Below are 20,696 nucleotides of genomic sequence, written 5' to 3'. Positions count from 1 at the left end.
TTTCCTTGGCGGCCGGGCAGGGTAGGGTGGCGTGCGTTATAGCGCACACTACAGTCCGTGCGTTATAGCGCACAAGACTTTTCTGACGGGCAGAGACAATGAGCGATGACGGCATCACCCTGAACCTGCGGGAAATCCGCGCGTCGGCAGGGCTTAGCCTGAGCAAGGCGGCGGAGATCACAGGGGTCAGCAAGGCGATGCTGGGGCAGATCGAGCGCGGCGAATCAAGCCCGACAATTGCCACCCTTTGGAAGATCGCCAAGGGCTTCCACCTGCCGCTGACCGCCCTGCTGGGTGAGGCCGCACGGCCCGTGAGTGCTGCGACCGGTGTCTATGAGACGGTGCAGTTTCCGGGCAGCATCGGGGTGAAGATCGTCTTTCCGTTTGATCCGCTGCTAGGCGCGGAGACCTTTCAGGTGACTCTGAAGCCGGGGCAGAGCCACCAGTCTCAGCCGCATGACACCGGCGTAACCGAGGAAGTCTATGTGCTGCAGGGCTCCATGGAGGTGCTGCGGGATGGCGAATGGGTGGCGTTGGAGCCGGGCCAGGGCCTGCGTTTTGCCGCCGATCAGCCGCATGGCTACCGCAGCCGGGAGACCGGCGCGGCTTTCCTCAACATGCATCATTACCGGCAGGCGGTTCTGACGCAGCGGGATTGATGTGCTTCACTTGTGTATTTTCTCTGGACTGCCTACCACTTGCGCAAGTGATTGAGTTTGCAGGATTTGGAGCCGGGAATGGACACGCTGCGCGGAAGCCTTCTGATGGTGCTGGCCATGGCGGCCTTTGCGCTGGAGGACATGTTCATCAAATCCGCCACCGCCAGCCTGCCGGTGGGGCAGATCCTGATCCTGTTCGGTCTCGGCGGCATGATCATCTTCGCCGCGATGGCGCGTGCGCAAGGCCATACCCCCTGGCACCCGGGCTTTGGCACGCGCCCGATGCTGTGGCGCTCCTTGGCGGAGGTTGTCGGGCGGCTGTGCTTCACCCTGGCGATTGCGCTGACGCCCTTGTCCTCGGCCTCGGCCATTTTGCAGGCGACACCGCTGGTGGTGGCGGCCGGCGCGGTGGTGTTTTTTGGCGAGACCGTCGGCTGGCGGCGTTGGCTGGCGATTGGCCTGGGATTTGCCGGGGTTCTGCTGATCCTGCGGCCTGGCTTGAGCGGTTTTGAACCGGCCTCGCTGTTTGCCGTTGCCGGCACATTGGGATTTGCGGGCCGTGATCTGGCCACCCGCGCGGCGCCAAAGGATATGAGCAATAACCAGCTGGGCTTCCTGGGCTTTGCCATGCTGGTGGTTGCCGGGATCATTGCACTGGGCTGGACCGGCGGCGCGGTCTGGCCGGCCCCGCGCAACTGGCTGGACATTGCCGCCGCCACGGTGATCGGGGTGATTGCCTATAATGCTTTGTCGGGGGCCATGCGCGCAGGAGAGATCTCCGTCATTGCGCCGTTCCGCTATACCCGGCTGGTCTTTGCCATGGTGCTGGGGGTGCTGGTGTTCGGCGAACGCCCGGACGCGCTGACCCTTATCGGCAGCGCGGTGATCGTCGGCAGTGGTGTTTTCACGCTGCTGCGCAGCCGCAAGGCGTAAGCGCCATCTTGCGCCCGCCGCCGCCCGGCCTTACATCTGCCGCCCATGGCCAAGAAGAAGCAGACATCTGACCCGAATTACAAGGTGATCGCCGAGAACCGGCGGGCACGCTTCGATTACGCAATCGAAAGCGATATTGAATGCGGCATCGTGCTGGAAGGGTCCGAGGTCAAGGCGCTGCGCGGCAATGGCACCAATATCGCGGACAGCTACGCCGCGGTGGAGAATGGCGAGCTGTGGCTGGTGAACTCCTACATCCCGCCCTATGAGCAGGCCAAGGTGTTCAAACACGAGGAGCGCCGCCGCCGCAAGCTGCTGGTGTCGCGCAAGGAACTGTCGGATCTGTGGAACCTGACCCAGCGCAAGGGCATGACCCTGGTGCCGCTGGTGATCTATTTCAACCACAAGGGCCGCGCCAAGATCAAACTGGGCATCGCCAAGGGCAAGAAGCTGCACGACAAGCGCGAGACCCAGGCCAAGCGCGATTGGGGCCGCCAGAAGCAGCGGCTGCTGAAGGACGCGCGCTGACCCTAGGGGGCATCGCCGATGTAACCGGCAATCTGGTCCTTCCCCAGCAGCCGCTTTTGCGGACCGGTGTCCGGCCCGGCAAAGAGGATCCGGAGGTTTTCAGCCTGCAAGAGCGGGCGCAGGTTCTCTTGCGGCAGGCCAATGGCTCTTAGGATGGAAAGTTTCTTCAGTTCTCTGAGCGGTTCCAGGTCGCGGATGCCTGTCCCTGAAATGCCAAGTTGCTTGAGCTCCTGCATATGCCGGACGGGTGCCAGGCTGGTCACCGCAGTTCCGGCGGCGGAGAGTTCCTGCAGGCTGGTCCCAGCCAGCGGCTGAAGGCTGTCGACGGGGGTCCTGTCCAATACCAGTCTGCGAAGCGCCGTCAGGCCTGCCAGCGGAGCGAGATCGCGAACCTGGGTGTCTGCCAGGTTCAGTTCGGCGAGGCTGGCTGCGCCCGACAAGGGGGTCAGGTCGGCCACGCGGCTGGCTGTCAGGATCACGGTGTGAAGGAGCGGCTTGTTCTGAAGCCCGTCCAGGCTTTGCAGGCGGCTGCCGTCGGCGCGCAGCATTTCCAGTCTGCCGGAGGCTGCCAGCGGGGCCAGGCTGCGGACCGGGCATCCTGAAATCCAGACCACGCGCAGGTTCGCCGCGGCGAGCGGTGCCAGATCCGAAATCCCGGTTTGGAAAGCCAGGAGAACCTCTAGCGTTTCGATCCCTTCCAAGGGGCTCAGGTCGGTGACGCCGGAGCCGGCAATATTCAGGCTTTGCAAGCGCGTATAGCCGCGCAGGAGAGAGAGGTCAGTCACCTCCCTGATACCCCAGACCGACAGGTGCTCCAGCCCGGTCATTTGCGCCAGCGGAGTGAAATCGCGGGTTCGGACAGAATCAAGGCTCAGCCGTGTCAGCTCCGGCAGCCGGGTGAGAGGCGCCAGATCGGAAACGGTGAGCCCCACCAGCGCCAGTTTCTCCAATTTGGGAAGCTGAGCCAGCGGCGACAAGTCCACCGGGGCCCCAAACCCTGGTTCCGCCATCAGCGACAGCTCGGTCAATTGCTGAAACTGTATCAGCTCCTGTAAACCGGACAGACCGGCGCCTATCCGCAGATTTGCCTTTAAGTCGCTGCTTTTTATGCATGTTTCCCCGATCTCTACACAGCTCGCATGCGCGGGAAGGGGGGCTGTCAGCCTGGCGGTCAAAAGAACGAAAGCAAGAAAAATGCGTAAACCGGACATGCGATTACCTATTCTGGAATGTGCCGGAATAATGCAGGCAACATGTTTCTGCTCCGTAAAACACGCGTTGCTGCTCCGTAAAACGCACGCATGATGCGCGCATCGGCTGGCAACGGGACGGGATAGCTTGCACCGTTCAGCCGCGGGATGTACCCATGGCGCATGTACAGTGAGGGAGGTGCTTTGATGCTGGACGATCCGAAGACACTCGTTTCTACAGAATGGCTTGCGGCCCATCTGAAGGACCCGGATCTTCGGGTGCTGGACGCATCATGGTATCTGCCGCAGCAGGAGCGCGACGCCAAGGCGGAGTATGAGACCGCCCATATCCCCGGCGCGCGGTTCTTCGATATCGACGAGATTTCCGACAACCGCTCCGACCTGCCGCATATGGTGCCGCCGGTTGAAAAATTCATGTCCAAGCTGCGCGCCATGGGTGTCGGCGACGGCCACCAGGTGGTGGTCTATGACGGTGCCGGGCTGTTCTCGGCGGCCCGTGTCTGGTGGCTGTTCCGGCTGATGGGGCAGACCAACGTCGCGGTGCTGGACGGCGGCTTTCCGAAATGGCAGGCCGAAGGCCACCCGGTAGAGGACCTGCCGCCGGTGATCCGCGACCGCCATATGACCGTGCGGGTGCAGAACCATATGGTGCGCGATGTGACCCAGGTCTCTGCCGCCGCCAAGCTGGGCGACCACGAAATCATCGATGCCCGCTCCGCCGAGCGATACCGCGGCGACGCGCCGGAGCCGCGCGAGGGGCTGCGGGCGGGCCATATTCCCGGCTCCCGCAATGTGCCTTTCGGCCAGGTGCTGAATGATGACGGCACCATGAAGGACGCCGATGGCATCCGCGCCGCCTTTGAGGCCGCCGGCGTCGATCTGAGCAAACCTGCGATTACTTCCTGCGGATCGGGCGTTACCGCCGCCATCCTCAGCCTCGCCCTGGAGCGTCTCGGCAAGACCGATCATTCGCTTTATGACGGGTCCTGGGTGGAGTGGGGTGCCTTCCCGACCCTTCCCGTTGCTACCGGAGAGAACTAATGTTCGAGACCCTGAAACCCCAGCCCGCCGACAAGATCCTGGCGCTGATGCAGATGTTCCGCGACGACCCGCGCGCGGACAAGATCGACCTTGGCGTCGGCGTCTACAAGAACGCCGAGGGCGTCACCCCGGTGATGCGCGCCATCAAGGCCGCGGAGCACAAGCTGTGGGAAGAGCAGACCAGCAAGTCCTATGTCGGCCTGGCTGGCGACCCGGCCTATGCGGATGCGATGATCAAGCTGATCCTGGGCGATGCGGTTGCGCGTGAAAACATCGCGGCAGCTGCCACCCCCGGCGGCACCGGTGCAGTGCGCCAGGCGTTTGAGCTGATCAAGATGGCCAACCCCAAGGCGCGCGTCTTTGTGTCGGATCCGACCTGGCCGAACCATGTGTCGATCCTGAATTATGTCGGCATCGAGACCGTCGTCTACCGTTACTTCGACCGCGACACCCGCGGCGTGAACTTCGACGGCATGATGGAAGACCTGAAAGGCGCGCAGAAGGGCGACGTGGTGCTGCTGCACGGCTGCTGCCACAACCCGACCGGTGCCAACCTCAACGAGGTGCAGTGGAAAGAGGTCATCGCGCTCTTGAATGAGCGCGGCCTGATCCCGATGATCGACATCGCCTATCAGGGCTTTGGCGACGGTCTGGAAGAAGACGCGCTGGGCGTGCGCCTGGTGGCCTCCAGCTGCCCCGAGGTGCTGATTGCGGCCAGCTGCTCCAAGAACTTCGGCATCTACCGCGAGCGCACCGGCCTGTTGATGGCGGTGTCCAACGATGCGTCGGCACAGGCGCTGAACCAGGGCACCCTGGCGTTCCTGAACCGGCAGAACTACTCCTTTCCGCCGGATCATGGCGCCCGGCTGGTGACCATGATCCTGAACGACGATGCCCTGCGCACCGACTGGGCGGCAGAGCTGGAAGAGGTGCGCCTCGGCATGCTGGGCCTGCGCCAGCAGCTGGCGGATGAGCTGCAGCGCCTGACCGGCTCCGACCGGTTCAGCTTCATCGCCCAGCACCGCGGCATGTTCTCGCTCCTCGGCACCACGCCGGAGCTGGTCGAGAAGATGCGGGTCGACAACGGCATCTACATGGTCGGCGACAGCCGCCTGAATATCGCGGGCCTCAACGCAAATACCGTGCCGGTGCTGGCCAAGGCGATTGTCGACGCCGGCGTCTGAGCCTCTGTCACTTTGAAATCCAGGAACGCGCCCCCTTGCGGGCGCGTTTTTCTTTGCGCGGTGGCTTGCGGCACTGCGAGTGCAGGGCTCCCGCGCCTGCTGTGCACCTTGGCTGCGCCAAGATCCTTGCAGGCTTGGGCGTGGCACCGCTCGCGCGGTGCGGGATGCCGCTTGACGCAAGGTCATGCTCGATAGGTCGACGGAAGCGCCGAGGCCCCGCGTTTGTGCTTGCGGAAGTCACATAGCAACACAGCCTAGGAGATCGAAATGACCCTCGCAAAATCCGCCCTCGCCGTGATCCTGTCCGCCGCCGTTGCCCTGCCGCTGGCCGCCCCCGCCTTTGCTGCAAACGGCGACGTCATCGACCGGGTGGAGAACCGCGCCGACCGCCGGGAGAACCGCCGGGATGAAGCGGTCGACACCGGCGTCTGGGATGTGGTGGAGGACCACCTGGACCGCGCCGAAGACCGCCGCGACTACCGCGACCAGAAGGCGCCCAAGGTGATTGTTGTCCCCCAGGGTTGAGCCCGGGACCGCGCCGCGGCAGCGGCGCCCGGCCCAACAGGGAGGGATCATCTCTTGATGATCCTGCACCTGGCGGGAGCCCCGCCGGAACGCAAACGCGGCGCCTGAAACAGGCGCCGCGCTTTTGCTTCCAGGCTGGAAGGTCAGCTCAGCGAGAACTCGGGATAGGCTTCCATGCCCAGCTCCGCCATGTCCAGCCCGTTGACCTCGTCCTCTTCCTCAACCCGGATGCCGGTGGTGGCGCGCAGCACCATCCACACGACGGCAGAGGCTGCAACGGTGAACACACCCACCACAGCGATGCCGGTCAGCTGCTTCAGCAGGGTGGCATCGGGGTTCGACAGCACCACCGCAACGGTGCCCCAGATGCCGCAGAAAAGGTGCACCGGGATGGCGCCGACCACATCGTCGATGCGCAGCTTGTCCAGCATCGGCACCGCAAACACGACGATCACGCCGCCGATGGCACCGATCAGGGTGGACAGGCCCAGGCCCGGGGTCAGCGGTTCAGCGGTGATTGCCACCAGGCCGGCCAGCGCGCCGTTCAGGATCATGGTCAGGTCCGGTTTCTTGAACAGAAGCTGGGTCAGCACCAGCGCAGCCACGGCGCCGCCAGCTGCTGCGGCATTGGTGTTGGCGAAAATGCGGCTGATGTCTGCCACGTCGCCGATCGAGCCCATGGCCAGCTGCGAGCCGCCGTTGAAGCCGAACCAGCCCATCCACAGGATGAAGGTGCCGAGCGTGGCCAGCGCCAGGTTGGAGCCGGGCATCGGGATGGTCTTGCCGTCCTTGTACTTGCCGATGCGGGGGCCGAGGATCAGCGCGCCGGTCAGTGCAGCCCAGCCGCCTACCGAATGCACCACGGTAGAGCCTGCGAAATCCAGGAAACCCATTTCCTCCAGGAAGCCGCCGCCCCATTTCCAGCTGGCCTGGAACGGATAGATCACGGCAGTCAGGATGATGGTGAAGATCAGGAACGGCCACAGCTTGATGCGTTCCGCCAGGGTGCCCGACACGATCGAGGCGGTGGCGGCGCAGAACATCAGCTGAAAGAAGAAATCCGACCCGGTGGAGGCATAAGAATAATCATCCGCACCTTCCGCGGTGATCCCCACCGCCTCCAGCACGCCGGGGCCAAAGACACCGGACAGGACGCCGTCGACGGCCCAGTTGCCCAGCGGGTACATCAGGTTGTAGCCAATCAGCCAGTAGAACAGCGCCGCCAGTGAAAACAGCGCCATGTTCTTGGTGAGCTGCATGGTGACGTTCTTGGAGCGCACCAGGCCGGCCTCGAGCATGGCAAAGCCAGCCGCCATCCAGAACACCAGGCAGCCGCCGATCAGGAACAGCAGCGAGTTCAGGATGAACACGGTGTCGGTTGCGGGGTTCACGCCCGGCGCCGGGCCGTCCTGGGCCAGCGCCAGGCCCGGAAGCGCGCTCAGCGCCAGGGCCGCAAGGGGGAGTTTCAGGGTCTTCATTAGTCTTTCCTCCATGCCGGGCGCGCTCACAGCGCCTCGAGATTGGTTTCGCCGGTGCGCACCCGCAGGGCCTGTTCAACATCCAGGACGAATATCTTGCCGTCGCCGATCTTGCCGGTGCGGGCGGTTTCGGAAATCGCGCTGACGGCCTGTTCGGCCTGATCGGCGGGGACCACCAGCTCCAGCTTCAGTTTCGGCACGAAATTCACTTCGTATTCCGCGCCGCGGTAAATTTCGGTATGGCCCGCCTGCGCGCCAAAGCCCTTGATTTCAGTGACCATCAGCCCGCTCACGCCAAGACCGGTCAGCGCTTCGCGGACCTCGTCCAGCTTGAAGGGCTTGATGGCAGCTATGATCATTTTCATCGCAGCATCCCCTGCATTTGCTTACGCCGGCCCCATGCCGATGCATTTCGCACCTGCAGCAAAACCGGCGCTCCGAGTCGTGCAAAGCCAAGGGCAGCAAGTTTCCGCGCGTCTTTCTGCGAGCGCACAATAATTTTGCGCCTTTCGCCGGGTTCGCTTAAAAACCGGCCATCTGGAAAAGGGGAAAGGTCCGGATTCTGCCCCCTCTACAATCCGGCGCGGTCAGGGTATTGTCGCCGGATAACGGGCAAACCGGGCAGGAACAGACGATGGCACAAGGATCCGGGCGCAAGCCTTTGGTGGCTGAGAAACGCTATTCCGCAAGCGGCAAGGGCAAGGCCTCTGCTGCCAAGAAGCCTGCGCGCAAGAAGCCCGCGCGCAAGGCAAAGAAGCCCGGTCTGCTGGGGCGGCTGTTCACCCGCAAGAAGACGCGCGCCAGGCCTGCAGCGAAAAAACGCGGCCTCATCGGCTGGCTGCTGGCGCCGTTTGCCTTTGCCTTCCGGCTGGTCTGGGGCTTTACCTGGCGTGTCGGCATGGTGGCCTGTGCGCTGGCGGGCCTGGCCGTGGCTTTCCAATATGCCCGGCTGCCGGAGGTTTCCGCCTATCTGGACGGCCGCGCCCGCGGCTCTGTCACCATTCTGGACCGCGAGGGCGAGGTCTTTGCCTGGCGCGGCGACCAGTTCGGCGGCGTGGTGACGGCGGACACGGTCTCGCCGCATCTGAAAAACGCGATTGTGGCGACCGAAGACAAGCGGTTCTACCGCCACCTCGGACTGTCGCCGCGCGGTATCGCCAGCGCCGTGCGCATCAACCTGAGCGAAGGGCGCGGGCCGCTGTCGGGCCACGGCGGTTCCACCATCACCCAGCAGGCGGCAAAACTGCTGTGCCTCGGCAAGATCTATGACCCGGCTGAGTGGAAGAGCGAAAGCGCCTATGAGGCCGACTGCCGCAAGGGTTCGCTCTGGCGCAAGGGAACCGAGGCGATCTTTGCCCTGGCGATGGAAGCCAAATACACCAAGGACGAAATCCTCTCGATCTACATGAACCGCGCCTATATGGGCGGCGGCGCCTATGGGGCGGAGGCCGCAGCGCAGCGGTATTTCGGCAAGTCCGCAAACCAGCTGAACCCGGCAGAGGGCGCAATGCTGGCGGGTCTGCTGACCGCGCCCTCGACGCTGGCGCCCACCAACAATCTGCAACGCTCGCAAGACCGGGCCGCCACCGTGCTGCGGCTGATGCAGGAACAGGGCTACCTGACCACGGCGGAGATGCAGAAATACCAGGACAACCCGGCAGAGCTGAGCGAGGCTGCGGCCGCGCGGGCGGGCGGCTACTTCGCCGACTGGGTGATGGACAGCATTCCGGACTTCCTGGGCGACCAGACCACTGAGGATGTGGTGATCCGCTCGACCATGGACCAGCGGCTGCAGGCCGCTGCGGAAGACGCGCTGAAGTACGTGTTCGAGAACAAGGTCCGCGAGGGGTCCAAGGCGCAGGCGGCGATTGTGGTGATGAGCGCAGACGGCGCTGTGCGCGCCATGGTGGGCGGGCGTAAAACCCGCGTCTCCGGTGTGTTCAACCGCGCCACCCAGGCCAAGCGGCAGACCGGGTCGGCCTTCAAACCGTTTGTCTATGCCACCGCGCTGGAACTGGGCTACTCGCCCTATGACCGGGTGCTGGATGCGAAATACTGCCTGAACATTCCCGGCTCTGGCCAGTGGTGCCCCGACAACTACACCCGCAAGTTCTATGGCGAGGTGACCTTGGCGCGGGCGCTCAGGGATTCGCTGAACGTCCCGGCGGTGAAGATTTCGGAGGCGGTCGGGCGCGACAAGGTGAGCCGCGTGGCCCGGGATTTCGGCATCGACAGCGACCTGGCTGCCGGTCCGGCGCTGGCGCTGGGCGCGTCCGAGAGCTCGCTTCTGGAAATGACCGGCGCCTATGCCGGCATCCTCAACGGCGGCTCGTCGGTGACGCCTTACGGGGTGACCGAGCTGAAGCTGGTGGAGGACAACGAGGCGCTGATGGGCGCCAGCGGCGGCATCGGCGAGCGGGTGATCCGCACAGAAGCAGCGCAGCAGCTGGTCTGGATGATGGAGAAGGTGATTGCCGGCGGCACCGGCCAGCGGGCGCAGATCCCGGGCTGGCAGGCGGCTGGCAAATCCGGCACCACTTCGGCCGCCAAGGATGCCTGGTTCATCGGCTTCACCGCCGATTACGTTGCGGGTGTCTGGATGGGCTATGACGACAACACGCCGCTCTCCGGCGTGACCGGCGGCGGCCTGCCCGCCGAGATCTGGCGCGAAACCATGGTGCGGGTGCATGACGGGCTGGAGCCGAAGCCGCTGCCGATGCTGGAGCCCGCACCGATCGCACCGCCGCCGCAGCAGACCCGCCGCGAACGCCGCCGCCGCCAGGGGCCGCAGCTCGGCAAGGAGCTGGGCCGCGCGGTGGACAATATCCTGCGCGACATTCTGGGCAACTGACAGGCCTCTTGCCCGCAGCGCCAGGCGGTGCGGCGCGCGCCCTGCCGGGCAGGCAGGGCGCCTGGCCCAACGGGAGCGCAGCATTGGCCATGCTGCTGCGACGGGCGGGAGCACGCGTGTCCGGGCTGCAAAGGCCGGAGGGGCGGTCAAACAAAAAAGGCTTCCCGAAGGAAGCCTTTCCGGATCATGCCTTGAAGGATCTGTTCAGCTCAGCCGCTCCAGCTCAGCGATCAGCGCGTTGATGTCGCCCTTGTTGCGGTCCAGGATCGCGCCGATCTCGGTGCGCTCGGTCAGCAGCAGGTTCACACCCTCAATGAACATGTTGAAGAACAGGTCCCGGCCGGAGCGGTCGGAGACCAGGAAAGTCACTTCGAACGGCGACTGGCCCTTGAGGTAGGCAATGGTGCTCACCTCATACCACTTCTTCACCCGCTTAACGCCGGTCACTTCCAGCTTGCCGCCGATGAACTCGCGGAAGCGTTTGCCGTATTTGCGCGAGATGTAGCCCTGGAACGCCTTGGAGAAGGCCTTCTTCTGGGCCGGAGAAGCCCGGCGGCCGTCCGCTCCCAGCGCGTAGGCTGCGATATAGGAGGTGTCGCTGTAGCGCTGGAAGATCCGCTCGAAGTCGCGGAACATTGCGTTTTCGTTCTTGCCGGAGGCGATCACCCGGTTGATGTCGCCGACAAGGCTGTTGATCAGCGTGCTGGCGCTGTTCTCGGTCAGCGCCCACAGTGCCTGCGGCGCAGCGGCCAGCGCAGCAGCGCCAGCGGCAAGCCCGGTGAGGAATTTGCGGCGGTCCATGTTTAGAATCCTTCCGTGTTCAGTTCGAACGGGTCGATTTCCTGGATTTCTGCGCCGTCACCCAGCTCGAACCGACGGTTCTGCAGGTAGATCAGCCGCGATTGCGCGTAGCTGTCGGCGCTCTCGTACAGAATCGAGTCGATCGTGTCGGAATAGTTGCCACGATCACCCATGCGGCGCACGATCTCGGCGTAGATGGTGATGTTATCGGCTGTATTCTGCTGGGCATATCCCAACGGATTGGTGAAGAAGTCAACGGCGACGCCCACCGCATCGCGGCTGGTGGACGGGCCGAGCAGGGGCAGTTCCACATAGGCGCCTTCACCGACCCCCCATGTGTGCAGCGTTTCGCCGAAATCGGTATCGACCGCCGGGATCTTGAATTCGCTGGCCGGGTCGGCAAGCCCGGCAAAGCCCACAGTCGAGTTGATCACAAAGCGCGAAAACGCGTTGCCTGCCGTTTTCAGATCGCCTTGCAGCAATGCGTTGACCATCTGCCCCGGCATTGACAGGTTTTCGGCAAAATACGAGAAGCTGGTGACCATCGGGGCGGGCACAATCGCCACATAGCCTTTGGAGGCAGGGCGGAAGGCGATCCGGTCGACACCGCGGTTGAAGGCGTGAATGGTGCGGTTGGTCCGTTCATAAGGGTCAAAGACTTCGCCAGAAGCGCGTGCAACCGGATCCTGAGTGGCGCAGCCTGCGGCGAAAACCGCCAGCAGTAGCGCGGGTAAAAATTTAAACGGTCGCAACATGAAGGGCATTCGGGTAATAGTCCAATTGGTACTGGAACAGGCGGGTCGGAGAGCAGATATGGGTTCTCAAGCCGATTTCCAGTCTGATTACATTTTTTTACCTGCTTGTGCCACAGCTGGTAAAATCCCAGCCCTGACCTGAAGCCAACGAACCACTATTGCAGTCTGACGATGAATAAAAGCTTTTATAAGAACGGCTATGAGGAACTGCGCCAGGTGCGGCGGCAGAGCCGCGGCCTGTACTGGTTCACGGGGATTTTCAGCTTCTTCGTCAACCTGCTGATGCTGACCGGGCCCTTGTACATGTTGCAGGTTTATGACCGGGTGCTGGGCAGCCGGTCGGAAGCGACGCTTCTGGCGCTGTCGCTGCTGGTGGTGTTTCTCTATGGCATGATGGGGCTTCTGGATTACGCCCGCGGCCGGATCATGGCGCGGGTGGGCGCGCGGTTTCAATCAGCCCTCGACCGGCGGGTGTTTGACGCGGCGATCCGCCGTTCGGCGGTGGCGCAGGACCCGGTGGCGCAGACCGGCCTTTCCGATCTGGAGGCAGTGCAGCGTCTGATTGCCTCTCCGGTTCTGACTGCGGCCTTCGATCTGCCCTGGACGCCGGTGTTCCTGGCGGGCATCGCCCTGTTCCACCCCTGGCTCGGCCTCCTGGCGCTTGGCGGCGGTGCGGTGCTGGTGCTGATTGCGGTCCTGAACCAGGTGTTCACCCGGCTGCCGGTGCAGAAGGCCAACATCACCAGCCACAAGGCCAGCCTGATGTCCGAGGAGATCCGCAACGAGGCGGAAATGATCCAGTCGATGGGCATGCGCGGGGCTTCGTTCGAGCGCTGGAAACGGGCCCGCGATGAGGCGCTGACCGAAAATGTGACCGCCAATGACACTGGCGGCGGCTTCACCACGCTGACCAAGACGCTGCGGCTGTTCCTGCAGTCGGCGATGCTCGGCCTGGGTGCCTATCTGGTTCTTCAGGGCGAACTCACGCCGGGGGCGATGATCGCGGGGTCCATCCTGATGGGACGGGCGCTGGCGCCGATTGAGCTGGGGCTGGGCCAATGGGCGCTGGTGCAGCGGGCGCTGAAAGGCTGGCACAGCCTGGCCGAACTTCTGGACAAGGTGCCGGAGGAAGTTGCGCGCACCGAATTGCCCAAACCGAAGGCGCTCTTGGAGGTGCAGGGGCTGGCCATTGTGCCGCCGGGCAGCACCACGCCGCTGCTGCGCAACGTGAATTTCCGGGTTCAGCCGGGACAGGCAATCGGGGTGATCGGACCGTCGGGGTCCGGAAAGTCAACGCTGGCGCGGGCGCTCACCGGTGTCTGGCGGCCGGCGGCCGGCTCTGTCCGGCTGGATGGCGCGACGCTGGACCAGTACGCGCCTGATGTGCTGGGCGGCCATATCGGATACCTGCCGCAGCGGGTGCAGGTGTTCGACGGTACCATCGCCCAGAACATCGCACGTCTTAATCAGGCACCTGATGCGGAAAAGGTGGTGGCATCTGCCCGCAAGGCCGCCGCGCATGAGATGATCCTGAAACTGCCCGAAGGCTATGACACGCGCGTCAACGCCACCGGCGGGCGGCTGTCGGGCGGCCAGATGCAGCGGGTCGGGCTGGCACGGGCGCTGTTTGACGATCCGGTGATCGTGATCCTTGATGAACCGAACTCCAACCTCGACAACGAAGGCTCGATTGCGCTCAACAAGGCGATCAAGCAGATCAAGGCGGAAGGGCGGTCAGTGCTGATCATGGCGCACCGCCCGGCTGCGATCCAGGAATGCGATATGCTGCTGGTGATCGACAAGGGCACCCAGACCGCCTTTGGGCCGAAAGACAAGGTGCTGCAGGAAATGGTCGCCAACCATCAGAACATCCGCCAGGCCACTGGCACAGGAGGTGTGAGATGAGTGTGGAAAGCAACTGGCCTGCACGGCGGCCACTGACCATCGGCCTGATAGCCCTTGCGGTGCTGGTCGGCGGCTTTGGCACCTGGTCGGTGCTGTCGTCGATTTCCGGCGCGGTGGTGGCCACGGGGCGGATCGAAGTAGACCGTAACCGCCAGGTGGTGCAGCATCTGGACGGCGGCATTGTTGACGAAATCCTGGTGGATGAGGGCGACACGGTGGCGGAGGGCGCGACTCTGATCAGGCTGGACGCCAATGAGCTGACTTCGCAATTGGTGATCACCGAAGGCCAGCTGTTCGAGATGATGGCGCGGCGCGGCCGGCTGGAAGCGGAACGGGACGAAGCGGTGGAAATCACCTTTGAGCCGGAACTGCTGGAAGCGACTGAAACCCAGCCGGAGGTCAAGGACTTGGTGCAGGGCCAGCGCCGCCTGTTCCAGGCCCGCAAGGAAACCACCGAGCGCGAGATTGAGCAGCTGGAGAAGCGCCGGGTTCAGATCGAGGAGCAAATCCGCGGCATCCAGGCGCAGCAGAAGTCCCTGAAAGTGCAGCTGGAACTGATCGGCGAAGAACTGGGCAACCAGCAGTCGCTCCTGGACCGCGGCCTGGCGCAGGCGGCAACGGTGCTGAATCTGCGCCGCACGCAAGCCAGTCTGGATGGCCAGCTTGGGGAACTGGTGGCCGCGGAAGCGCAGGCTGAGGGCCGCATCACCGAGATCGACATCGAGATCCTGAAACTCGGCACCGGCCAGCGTGAGGAGGCGATCACGCGGCTGCGCGACTTGCGCTACCAGGAGCTGGAACTGGCCGAGACCCGCCGCTCGCTGCGGCAGCGGCTGGCGCGGCTTGATATTACCGCGCCGGTTTCCGGTGTCGTCTACGGGTTGCAGGTGCAGACGCCGCGCTCAGTGATCCGGCCGGCCGACCCGGTGCTGTATCTGGTGCCGCAGGACCGGCCGCTGGTGATTGCCGCGCAGGTGGCGCCAACGGATATTGATCAGCTTTTCACGGGGCAGGAAGTAACCGTTCGCTTTTCAGCACTGGATCAGCGCAGCACGCCGGAACTGTTCGGCCATGTGACCCAGGTCTCGGCAGATGCGTTTGAGGATGAGGGCAGCGGGATTTCTTATTACCGGGCCGAGATCGAGCTCAATCCCGGAGAGCAGGGCCGGCTGCCCGAAGGCACGGTGCTGATTCCGGGGATGCCGGTGGAAAGCTATATCCGCACCGCCGACCGTTCTCCGCTGGCTTATCTGGTCAAGCCGCTGGCGGACTATTTCAACAAGGCTTTCCGCGAAAGCTAAGGGGGCTGTTTTCCTTGCCGGAAAACAGCCTTGGGCAAACTGCGGAGCCCAAGGGCGGAAAGGCGTGCCCAGGCTTCGCATTTTCTCTTTCCGAAATCTGCCGCTCCGGGTAGCGTCCCGGCCAGCAAAGACTCGGAGGAATGCGCCATGAGCATCGAAGCAAAACTGAAAGAGCTGGGTGTGACCCTGCCCGACGCGCCGGCACCGGCGGCGAATTATGTGCCCTATGTTGTGGCAGGCGACATGGTCTATATCTCCGGCCAGATTTCGGCGGACGAGAACGGGCTGATCACTGGCACTTTGGGGGCGGATATGGATGTCGACGCAGGTCAGGCTGCTGCCAAACGCTGCGCGATTGCACTGCTGGCACAGCTGAAGGCCGCTTGCGGCGGCGATCTGGACCGCCTGGTCCGCGTCGTGAAACTGGGCGCCTTTGTCAATTCGACCGCTGATTTCACCCAGCAGCCGCAGGTGGTGAACGGCGCCTCCGACTTCCTGGTCGAAGCGCTGGGCGACATCGGGCGCCATGCGCGTTCTGCCGTAAGCTCGCCCTCGCTGCCGCTGGGCGTTGCAGTGGAAATCGACGGCGTATTCCAGATCAAATGACGCCGTCCCTGCCTGCCGCCTTTCTGACTGTCCCGCTGGCCCACCGCGCGCTGCATGATGTTGCGGACGGGCGCCCGGAGAACAGCCTTGCTGCCATCAGGGCGGCCTTGGCGGCGGGCTACGGGATCGAGATCGACCTGCAGCTGTCCCAGGACGGCTGCGCCATGGTCTTTCACGATTATCATCTGGACCGGCTCGCCGAAGGCACCGGGCCGGTCCGCGCCCGGACCCGCGAGGAACTGCGCGCCATCCCGCTGAAGGGCGGTGACGGCGAGGGCGTTCCGGACCTGGCGGAGGTGCTGGAGCTGGTGGACGGCCAGGTGCCGCTGCTGATCGAACTGAAGGATCAGCAGGGCGAAATGGGCGTTACCGACGGCGCGCTGGAACGCGCAACGGCAGAGGCGCTGAAAGGCTACAGCGGCCCGGTGGCGCTGATGTCCTTCAATCCGAACTCGGTCGCGGAACTGGCGCAGCAGGCGCCGGAAATTGCGCGGGGCATCACCACCAGCGCCTATGACCCGTCGGAATGGGCGGAGCTGCCCAAGGCCGTCTGCGATGACCTGCGCGGCATTCCGGACTTTGAGCGCAGCGGTTCCAGCTTCATCAGCCATGAGGCCGGGGACCTGGCCCGGCCGCGGGTGCAGGCGCTGCGCAGCGCAGGCGTGCCGGTGCTGTGCTGGACTATCAGGTCGGCAGCTGAGGAAGCCGCGGCGCGGGCCTTTGCCGACAATGTTACATTTGAACGGTACCTTTCGCCGCTAACATCTTGATCGCGCTGGACCGCACCCCACATCTTTGAAGCGGTGCGGAGGAATTGCATGTCTCAGGCGCAAATCGAAGTCAGGGTGCTGGCGTCGCTGTCGCAGATCACGGCAGACGCGTGGGACGCCTGTGCCTGCCCGGAGGCGGCCGATGGCGGGCGCCCGCTGGATCCGTTCACCACCTACCGGTTTCTGAGCGCGCTGGAGGACAGCGGGTCTGTCGGGCCGGGCACCGGCTGGCAGCCGCAGTATCTGACCGCCTATCAGGAGGGCCGCCTGATCGCCTGCGCGCCGCTTTATGCCAAGGGGCACAGTCAGGGCGAATACATCTTCGACCATAACTGGGCGCATGCCTACGAGCAGGCGGGCGGCCACTATTACCCCAAGCTGCAGATCGCGGTGCCGTTCACCCCGGCCACCGGGCGCCGGTTTCTGGTGCGCCCGGGTTATGACGGCATCGGCCATTCGGCGCTTTTGCAGGGGGCGGTGCAGCTGGCAGCAAACAACAACCTGTCGTCGCTGCACATAACCTTCTGCACCCAGGACGAGGCCCGGATGGGCGAGGAGATGGGGCTGATGTCCCGGACCACGCAGCAGTTCCATTGGCAGAATGACGGGTATGCCGATTTCGAAGCTTTCATGCGGGCACTGTCGTCGCGCAAGCGCAAGAATATCCGCAAGGAGCGGATGCAGGCGCAGTGTTTCGGCGGTGATATCCGTGTCTTTCAGGGCGATGATCTGCGCCCTGAACACTGGGATGCGTTCTGGGCGTTCTACCAGGACACCGGTGCGCGCAAATGGGGATCGCCCTATCTGACCCGGCAGTTCTTTGACATTGCGCACCGGACCATGGCGCACGACATCGCGCTGGTTCTGGCTGAGCGCAACGGTCGCTATGTCGCCGGAGCGTTGAATTTCATTGGCCGCAAGACGCTGTACGGGCGGTATTGGGGGTGCGTCGAACAGCACCCCTGCCTGCACTTTGAGCTGTGCTATTATCAGGCCATAGAGCTGGCCATTGCCCTGGGGCTTGACCGGGCGGAGGCTGGCGCACAGGGTGAACACAAGCTTGCGCGCGGCTACATGCCATGCCAGACCCATAGCCTGCACTGGATCGGCGATCCCGGGTTCGCCGGGGCCGTCGGACGTTTCCTCGAGGCTGAACGGGCCGCCACCGAGGAAGAGATCGAAATCCTGACCGAATACGGCCCGTTCCGCAAAGCCCATGTGGAGGAGCAAGAATGACGGAGAAACTTTCCGAAGCCACCCGCGGCCCGCTGCTGGAGCCGCTTTTTGCCACCGGCTGGGAAATGGCGGAGGGCCGCGATGCCATCACAAAGACCTTCAAGTTCAAAAACTTCGCCGATGCCTTTGGCTGGATGACCCGCGCCGCGATCTGGGCCGAGAAATGGAACCACCATCCCGAATGGAGCAATGTCTACAACAGGGTGACGGTGGTGCTGACCACCCATGACGTGGACGGGATCAGTTCACAGGACGCAAAGCTGGCGCGCAAGATGGACGGCCTGTACGGCGAGCCGCAGGACTGACCTTTGCGGCCCGCGCGATGGGTCAGCGGTTCTGTCCGAATATTTCGCGTGTGAAATATTCCGGCAGCGGTGCTGACCTATTTTTCACGAAATATGAAGAGGTTGAGAAGGCGGCCGCCGGTTTCGGCGGCTGCCATGCTTTCTTATTCACCCCATGGAATCCAGCAGGCCCTCGCCGGCCGACAGTTCGCACTGGCCGGGGTTTTCCTCCTTGTTGAGGATCTTCACCTCGCCGTCTTCTACCAGCATCGCATAGCGCAGCGAGCGGCCGATCAGGCCTGCGGCTGGGGCGTCCAGGCGCATGCCGATCGCCTCGGTAAAGGTGCATTCGGCATCCGACAGCATAGTGATCCCGGCCTCGGTGGCGCCGGTGTTGTCGCCCCAGATCGACATGACAAAGGGGTCGTTGCCGGCCAGGCAGATGATTTCATCGACGCCCTTGGCGGCGAATTGGTCCTTGGTGCGAATGAAGCTGGGCACATGGGCGGAATGGCAGGTGCTGGTGAAGGCGCCGGGCACCGCGAACAGCACAACCTTCCGCCCCTTCAGCTTGTCCGCCAGCTGCACCTGTTCAGGGCCGTTCTCGCCAATCCGTGTCAGTGTCGCGTCCGGCAGTTGGTCTCCAACAGAAATCATCGCACGTTCCTCTTTCTCCTGATTGCGTTTTGGGGCCCCGGGTATATAGGGTCCGGTGAAAGCGTGACGGGAACTATTGCGGGAGGCAAGGGGAGATGTCCCACATCGTCGTGATTGGAGCGGGGCAGGCTGGGTCCTCGCTGGTGGCAAAACTGCGCAAAGACGGGTTTGACGGGGAGATAACCCTGATCGGCGCGGAAGAGGTGCTGCCCTATCAGCGCCCGCCTTTGTCCAAGGCTTACCTGCTGGGAGAGATGGAGCTGGAGCGGCTGTTCCTGCGGCCTGAGAGCTTCTATTCGGAAAACAACATCACTCTGAAACTGGGCCAGCGTGTCACCGGGATTGATACGGCGGCCAAGACGGTATCGCTGGGGAATGAGGTGATTTCCTACGACCAGCTGGCGCTGACCACCGGTTCCGACCCGCGCCGCCTGCCGGCGGCGATCGGCGGCGACCTGGAAGGCGTTTACGTGGTGCGCGGCCTGAGTGATGTGGACGCGATGGCGCCCAACGTGACAGAGGGCAAACGCGCCTTGATCGTGGGCGGCGGCTACATCGGGCTGGAAGCGGCAGCAGTCTGCGCCAAACGCGGCGTGCAGGTGACGCTGGTCGAGATGGCCGACCGCATTCTGCAGCGGGTTGCAGCGCCGGAGACCTCGGATTTCTTCCGCAATCTGCACACCGGTCACGGCGTGGACATCCGCGAAGGTGTCGGCCTGGAGCGGCTGGAAGGCGAGGGCGGCAAGGTCACCCGCGCCATTCTGAGCGGCGGTGAAGTTCTGGACGTGGATTTTGTCGTGGTTGGCGTTGGCATCACGCCCTCGTCGCAGCTGGCGGAGATGGCCGGTCTGGAACTGGAAAACGGTATCAAGGTGGACGCCAAGGGCTGCACCTCCGATCCGTCTATCTGGGCGGCGGGAGATTGCGCCTCCTTCCCGTTCCAGGGCAACCGGATCCGGCTGGAAAGCGTGCCCAATGCCATCGATCAGGCGGAAGTCGTGGCGCAGAACATGCTGGGTGCGGACAAGGACTATATCGCAACGCCCTGGTTCTGGTCGGATCAATACGATGTCAAACTGCAGATTGCGGGCCTGAACACTGGTTACGACAATGTGGTCACCCGTCAGGGCGAGGGGAGCCAGGTCTCTTTCTGGTACTACAAGGGCGACCAGCTGGTGGCAGTGGACGCGATGAACGACCCGCGCGCCTATATGGTGGCCAAGCGGCTGATCGATGCAGGTAAAACCGCTGACAAGGCGGTTGCCGGTGATCCCGCCGCGGACCTGAAGCCGCTTTTGAAGGCGTGAGGATCATCGCCGGAGACTTCCGCGGCCGGGCCTTGGCCGCGGTGGGCAAGGGGGATGCGGGCGCCCATCTGCGCCCCACCACCGACCGGGTGCGTGAAAGCCTGTTCAATGTGCTGATGCACACCGGCGCCATTCCCGGCGCCCGGGTGCTGGACCTGTTCGCAGGCACCGGCGCGCTGGGGCTGGAGGCGCTGTCGCGCGGTGCGGCGGAAGCGGTGTTCGTCGATGACGGCCGTGTATCCACCGGCCTGATCCGCAAGAACATCGCCATCTGCCGGGCAGAGGACCGCTGCACGCTCGCGCGGCGCGATGCGCTGAAGCTGGGACAGAACCCGGATGCGCCATATGATCTGATCTTTCTTGATCCGCCTTACGGCAAGGGGTTGGGAGAGAAGGCGCTGGCGGCAGCCGCGGCAGGCGGCTGGGTGGCGGATGACGCGTTGGTGGTCTGGGAGGAAAACACTCCGATGGCTGCGCCGGAGGGGTTTGAGCTGCATAACAGCCGCAAGTACGGCGATACGCACATCACCTTGATGTGGAGGGATGTTTCAGGCTGAAACAGGTCTGGCGGCGGATTGCTCAGCACCGGTTTGCCGCATTGCCGGCGCTGCTTTACTACAGGACAGGACGTTCGCCGGCGCGGCGCAAGCCCTGTCTGTTCCGC

21 protein-coding genes are annotated in these 20,696 nt (G+C 63.8%); 15 read left to right on the top strand and 6 right to left on the bottom strand.

Translation table 11 applies throughout. The annotated features are described in order from the left end of the window. The first annotated feature begins 98 nt into the window (after window positions 1–98). The 3 genes from LHL23_RS04705 to smpB all read left to right on the top strand — a co-directional run bounded on the left by LHL23_RS04705 (window position 99) and on the right by smpB (window position 2,120). A complete protein-coding gene (locus tag LHL23_RS04705) occupies window positions 99–659 on the top strand; it encodes a helix-turn-helix domain-containing protein (protein ID WP_226428988.1) in 561 nt (186 codons plus the stop codon). 78 nt (window positions 660–737) lie between these two features. Further along, window positions 738–1,592, top strand: coding sequence for a DMT family transporter (locus LHL23_RS04700; RefSeq protein ID WP_226428987.1), 855 nt, complete (start codon window positions 738–740; stop codon window positions 1,590–1,592). A 45-nt stretch (window positions 1,593–1,637) separates the two neighbouring features. Further along, complete coding sequence (gene smpB / locus LHL23_RS04695) at window positions 1,638–2,120, top strand: SsrA-binding protein SmpB (RefSeq protein WP_222479055.1); 483 nt, start codon at window positions 1,638–1,640, stop codon at window positions 2,118–2,120. A gap of 2 nt (window positions 2,121–2,122) precedes the next feature. Here smpB and LHL23_RS04690 read toward each other — a convergent pair whose 3' ends face one another. After that, window positions 2,123–3,148, bottom strand: coding sequence for a leucine-rich repeat domain-containing protein (locus tag LHL23_RS04690; protein ID WP_226428986.1), 1,026 nt, complete (start codon window positions 3,146–3,148; stop codon window positions 2,123–2,125). Between the two features lie 369 nt (window positions 3,149–3,517). Here LHL23_RS04690 and sseA point away from each other — a divergent pair, with 369 nt between their 5' ends. From sseA to LHL23_RS04675, 3 genes are all read left to right on the top strand, one after another. After that, window positions 3,518–4,372, top strand: a complete 855-nt coding sequence (gene sseA / locus LHL23_RS04685; protein WP_226428985.1) for a 3-mercaptopyruvate sulfurtransferase — start codon at window positions 3,518–3,520, stop codon at window positions 4,370–4,372. Then, window positions 4,372–5,556 (top strand): amino acid aminotransferase, encoded by a 1,185-nt coding sequence (locus LHL23_RS04680; protein WP_222479057.1) that lies wholly within the window; start codon window positions 4,372–4,374, stop codon window positions 5,554–5,556. The genes sseA and LHL23_RS04680 overlap by 1 nt, the downstream gene beginning before the upstream one ends. Before the next feature lie 267 nt (window positions 5,557–5,823). Further along, window positions 5,824–6,081, top strand: a complete 258-nt coding sequence (locus LHL23_RS04675) for a hypothetical protein (RefSeq protein ID WP_226428984.1) — start codon at window positions 5,824–5,826, stop codon at window positions 6,079–6,081. Between the two features lie 143 nt (window positions 6,082–6,224). Here LHL23_RS04675 and LHL23_RS04670 read toward each other — a convergent pair whose 3' ends face one another. Both LHL23_RS04670 and LHL23_RS04665 read right to left on the bottom strand, forming a co-directional pair. Then, window positions 6,225–7,559, bottom strand: a complete 1,335-nt coding sequence (locus LHL23_RS04670) for an ammonium transporter (protein ID WP_222479058.1) — start codon at window positions 7,557–7,559, stop codon at window positions 6,225–6,227. 26 nt (window positions 7,560–7,585) lie between these two features. Beyond that, entirely contained in the window at window positions 7,586–7,924 is a 339-nt protein-coding gene (locus LHL23_RS04665) for a P-II family nitrogen regulator (RefSeq protein WP_027257453.1), read from the bottom strand. A 269-nt stretch (window positions 7,925–8,193) separates the two neighbouring features. On the opposite strand from LHL23_RS04665, the gene LHL23_RS04660 reads away from it, so the two are divergent. Next, window positions 8,194–10,410, top strand: a complete 2,217-nt coding sequence (locus LHL23_RS04660) for a transglycosylase domain-containing protein (protein ID WP_226428983.1) — start codon at window positions 8,194–8,196, stop codon at window positions 10,408–10,410. Between the two features lie 204 nt (window positions 10,411–10,614). Here LHL23_RS04660 and LHL23_RS04655 read toward each other — a convergent pair whose 3' ends face one another. Both LHL23_RS04655 and LHL23_RS04650 read right to left on the bottom strand, forming a co-directional pair. Further along, a complete protein-coding gene (locus LHL23_RS04655; RefSeq protein ID WP_226428982.1) occupies window positions 10,615–11,211 on the bottom strand; it encodes an MlaC/ttg2D family ABC transporter substrate-binding protein in 597 nt (198 codons plus the stop codon). Between the two features lie 2 nt (window positions 11,212–11,213). Continuing rightward, window positions 11,214–11,975: an MlaA family lipoprotein gene (locus LHL23_RS04650; RefSeq protein ID WP_226428981.1), complete on the bottom strand. Its 762-nt coding sequence runs from the start codon at window positions 11,973–11,975 to the stop codon at window positions 11,214–11,216. Between the two features lie 162 nt (window positions 11,976–12,137). Between LHL23_RS04650 and LHL23_RS04645 the strand changes: the two genes are divergently transcribed. The 6 genes from LHL23_RS04645 to LHL23_RS04620 all read left to right on the top strand — a co-directional run bounded on the left by LHL23_RS04645 (window position 12,138) and on the right by LHL23_RS04620 (window position 18,089). Continuing rightward, a complete protein-coding gene (locus LHL23_RS04645) occupies window positions 12,138–13,871 on the top strand; it encodes a type I secretion system permease/ATPase (protein ID WP_226428980.1) in 1,734 nt (577 codons plus the stop codon). Further along, entirely contained in the window at window positions 13,868–15,172 is a 1,305-nt protein-coding gene (locus LHL23_RS04640; protein ID WP_226428979.1) for an HlyD family type I secretion periplasmic adaptor subunit, read from the top strand. The genes LHL23_RS04645 and LHL23_RS04640 overlap by 4 nt, the downstream gene beginning before the upstream one ends. A gap of 147 nt (window positions 15,173–15,319) precedes the next feature. Further along, the gene (locus tag LHL23_RS04635) at window positions 15,320–15,778 is read left to right on the top strand and encodes a RidA family protein (RefSeq protein WP_222479067.1); all 459 of its coding nucleotides are present in this window, start codon (window positions 15,320–15,322) and stop codon (window positions 15,776–15,778) included. After that, on the top strand, window positions 15,775–16,548 hold the full coding sequence (locus LHL23_RS04630; protein ID WP_226428978.1) for a glycerophosphodiester phosphodiesterase family protein: 774 nt from the start codon (window positions 15,775–15,777) through the stop codon (window positions 16,546–16,548). The genes LHL23_RS04635 and LHL23_RS04630 overlap by 4 nt, the downstream gene beginning before the upstream one ends. Before the next feature lie 48 nt (window positions 16,549–16,596). Then, window positions 16,597–17,784, top strand: coding sequence for a GNAT family N-acetyltransferase (locus LHL23_RS04625; protein WP_226428977.1), 1,188 nt, complete (start codon window positions 16,597–16,599; stop codon window positions 17,782–17,784). Then, window positions 17,781–18,089 carry a 4a-hydroxytetrahydrobiopterin dehydratase gene (locus tag LHL23_RS04620; RefSeq protein ID WP_222479072.1) on the top strand — a complete coding sequence of 103 codons (309 nt, stop codon included), beginning with the start codon at window positions 17,781–17,783 and terminating at the stop codon, window positions 18,087–18,089. Before LHL23_RS04625 ends, LHL23_RS04620 begins: the two co-directional genes overlap by 4 nt. A 147-nt stretch (window positions 18,090–18,236) precedes the next feature. On the opposite strand, the gene LHL23_RS04615 is transcribed toward LHL23_RS04620, so the two are convergent. Next, entirely contained in the window at window positions 18,237–18,725 is a 489-nt protein-coding gene (locus LHL23_RS04615) for a peroxiredoxin (protein ID WP_226428976.1), read from the bottom strand. Window positions 18,726–18,820: 95 nt separating this feature from the next. Between LHL23_RS04615 and LHL23_RS04610 the strand changes: the two genes are divergently transcribed. Then, the gene (locus LHL23_RS04610; protein WP_226428975.1) at window positions 18,821–20,032 is read left to right on the top strand and encodes an NAD(P)/FAD-dependent oxidoreductase; all 1,212 of its coding nucleotides are present in this window, start codon (window positions 18,821–18,823) and stop codon (window positions 20,030–20,032) included. Further along, window positions 20,029–20,589 carry a 16S rRNA (guanine(966)-N(2))-methyltransferase RsmD gene (gene rsmD, locus LHL23_RS04605; RefSeq protein ID WP_226428974.1) on the top strand — a complete coding sequence of 187 codons (561 nt, stop codon included), beginning with the start codon at window positions 20,029–20,031 and terminating at the stop codon, window positions 20,587–20,589. The genes LHL23_RS04610 and rsmD overlap by 4 nt, the downstream gene beginning before the upstream one ends. Window positions 20,590–20,696 lie beyond the last annotated feature (107 nt).

It is taken from the genome of Leisingera sp. McT4-56 (assembly GCF_020514995.1).
GTDB lineage: Bacteria > Pseudomonadota > Alphaproteobacteria > Rhodobacterales > Rhodobacteraceae > Leisingera > Leisingera aquaemixtae_A.
This window is presented reverse-complemented; position numbering and strand designations above follow the sequence as displayed.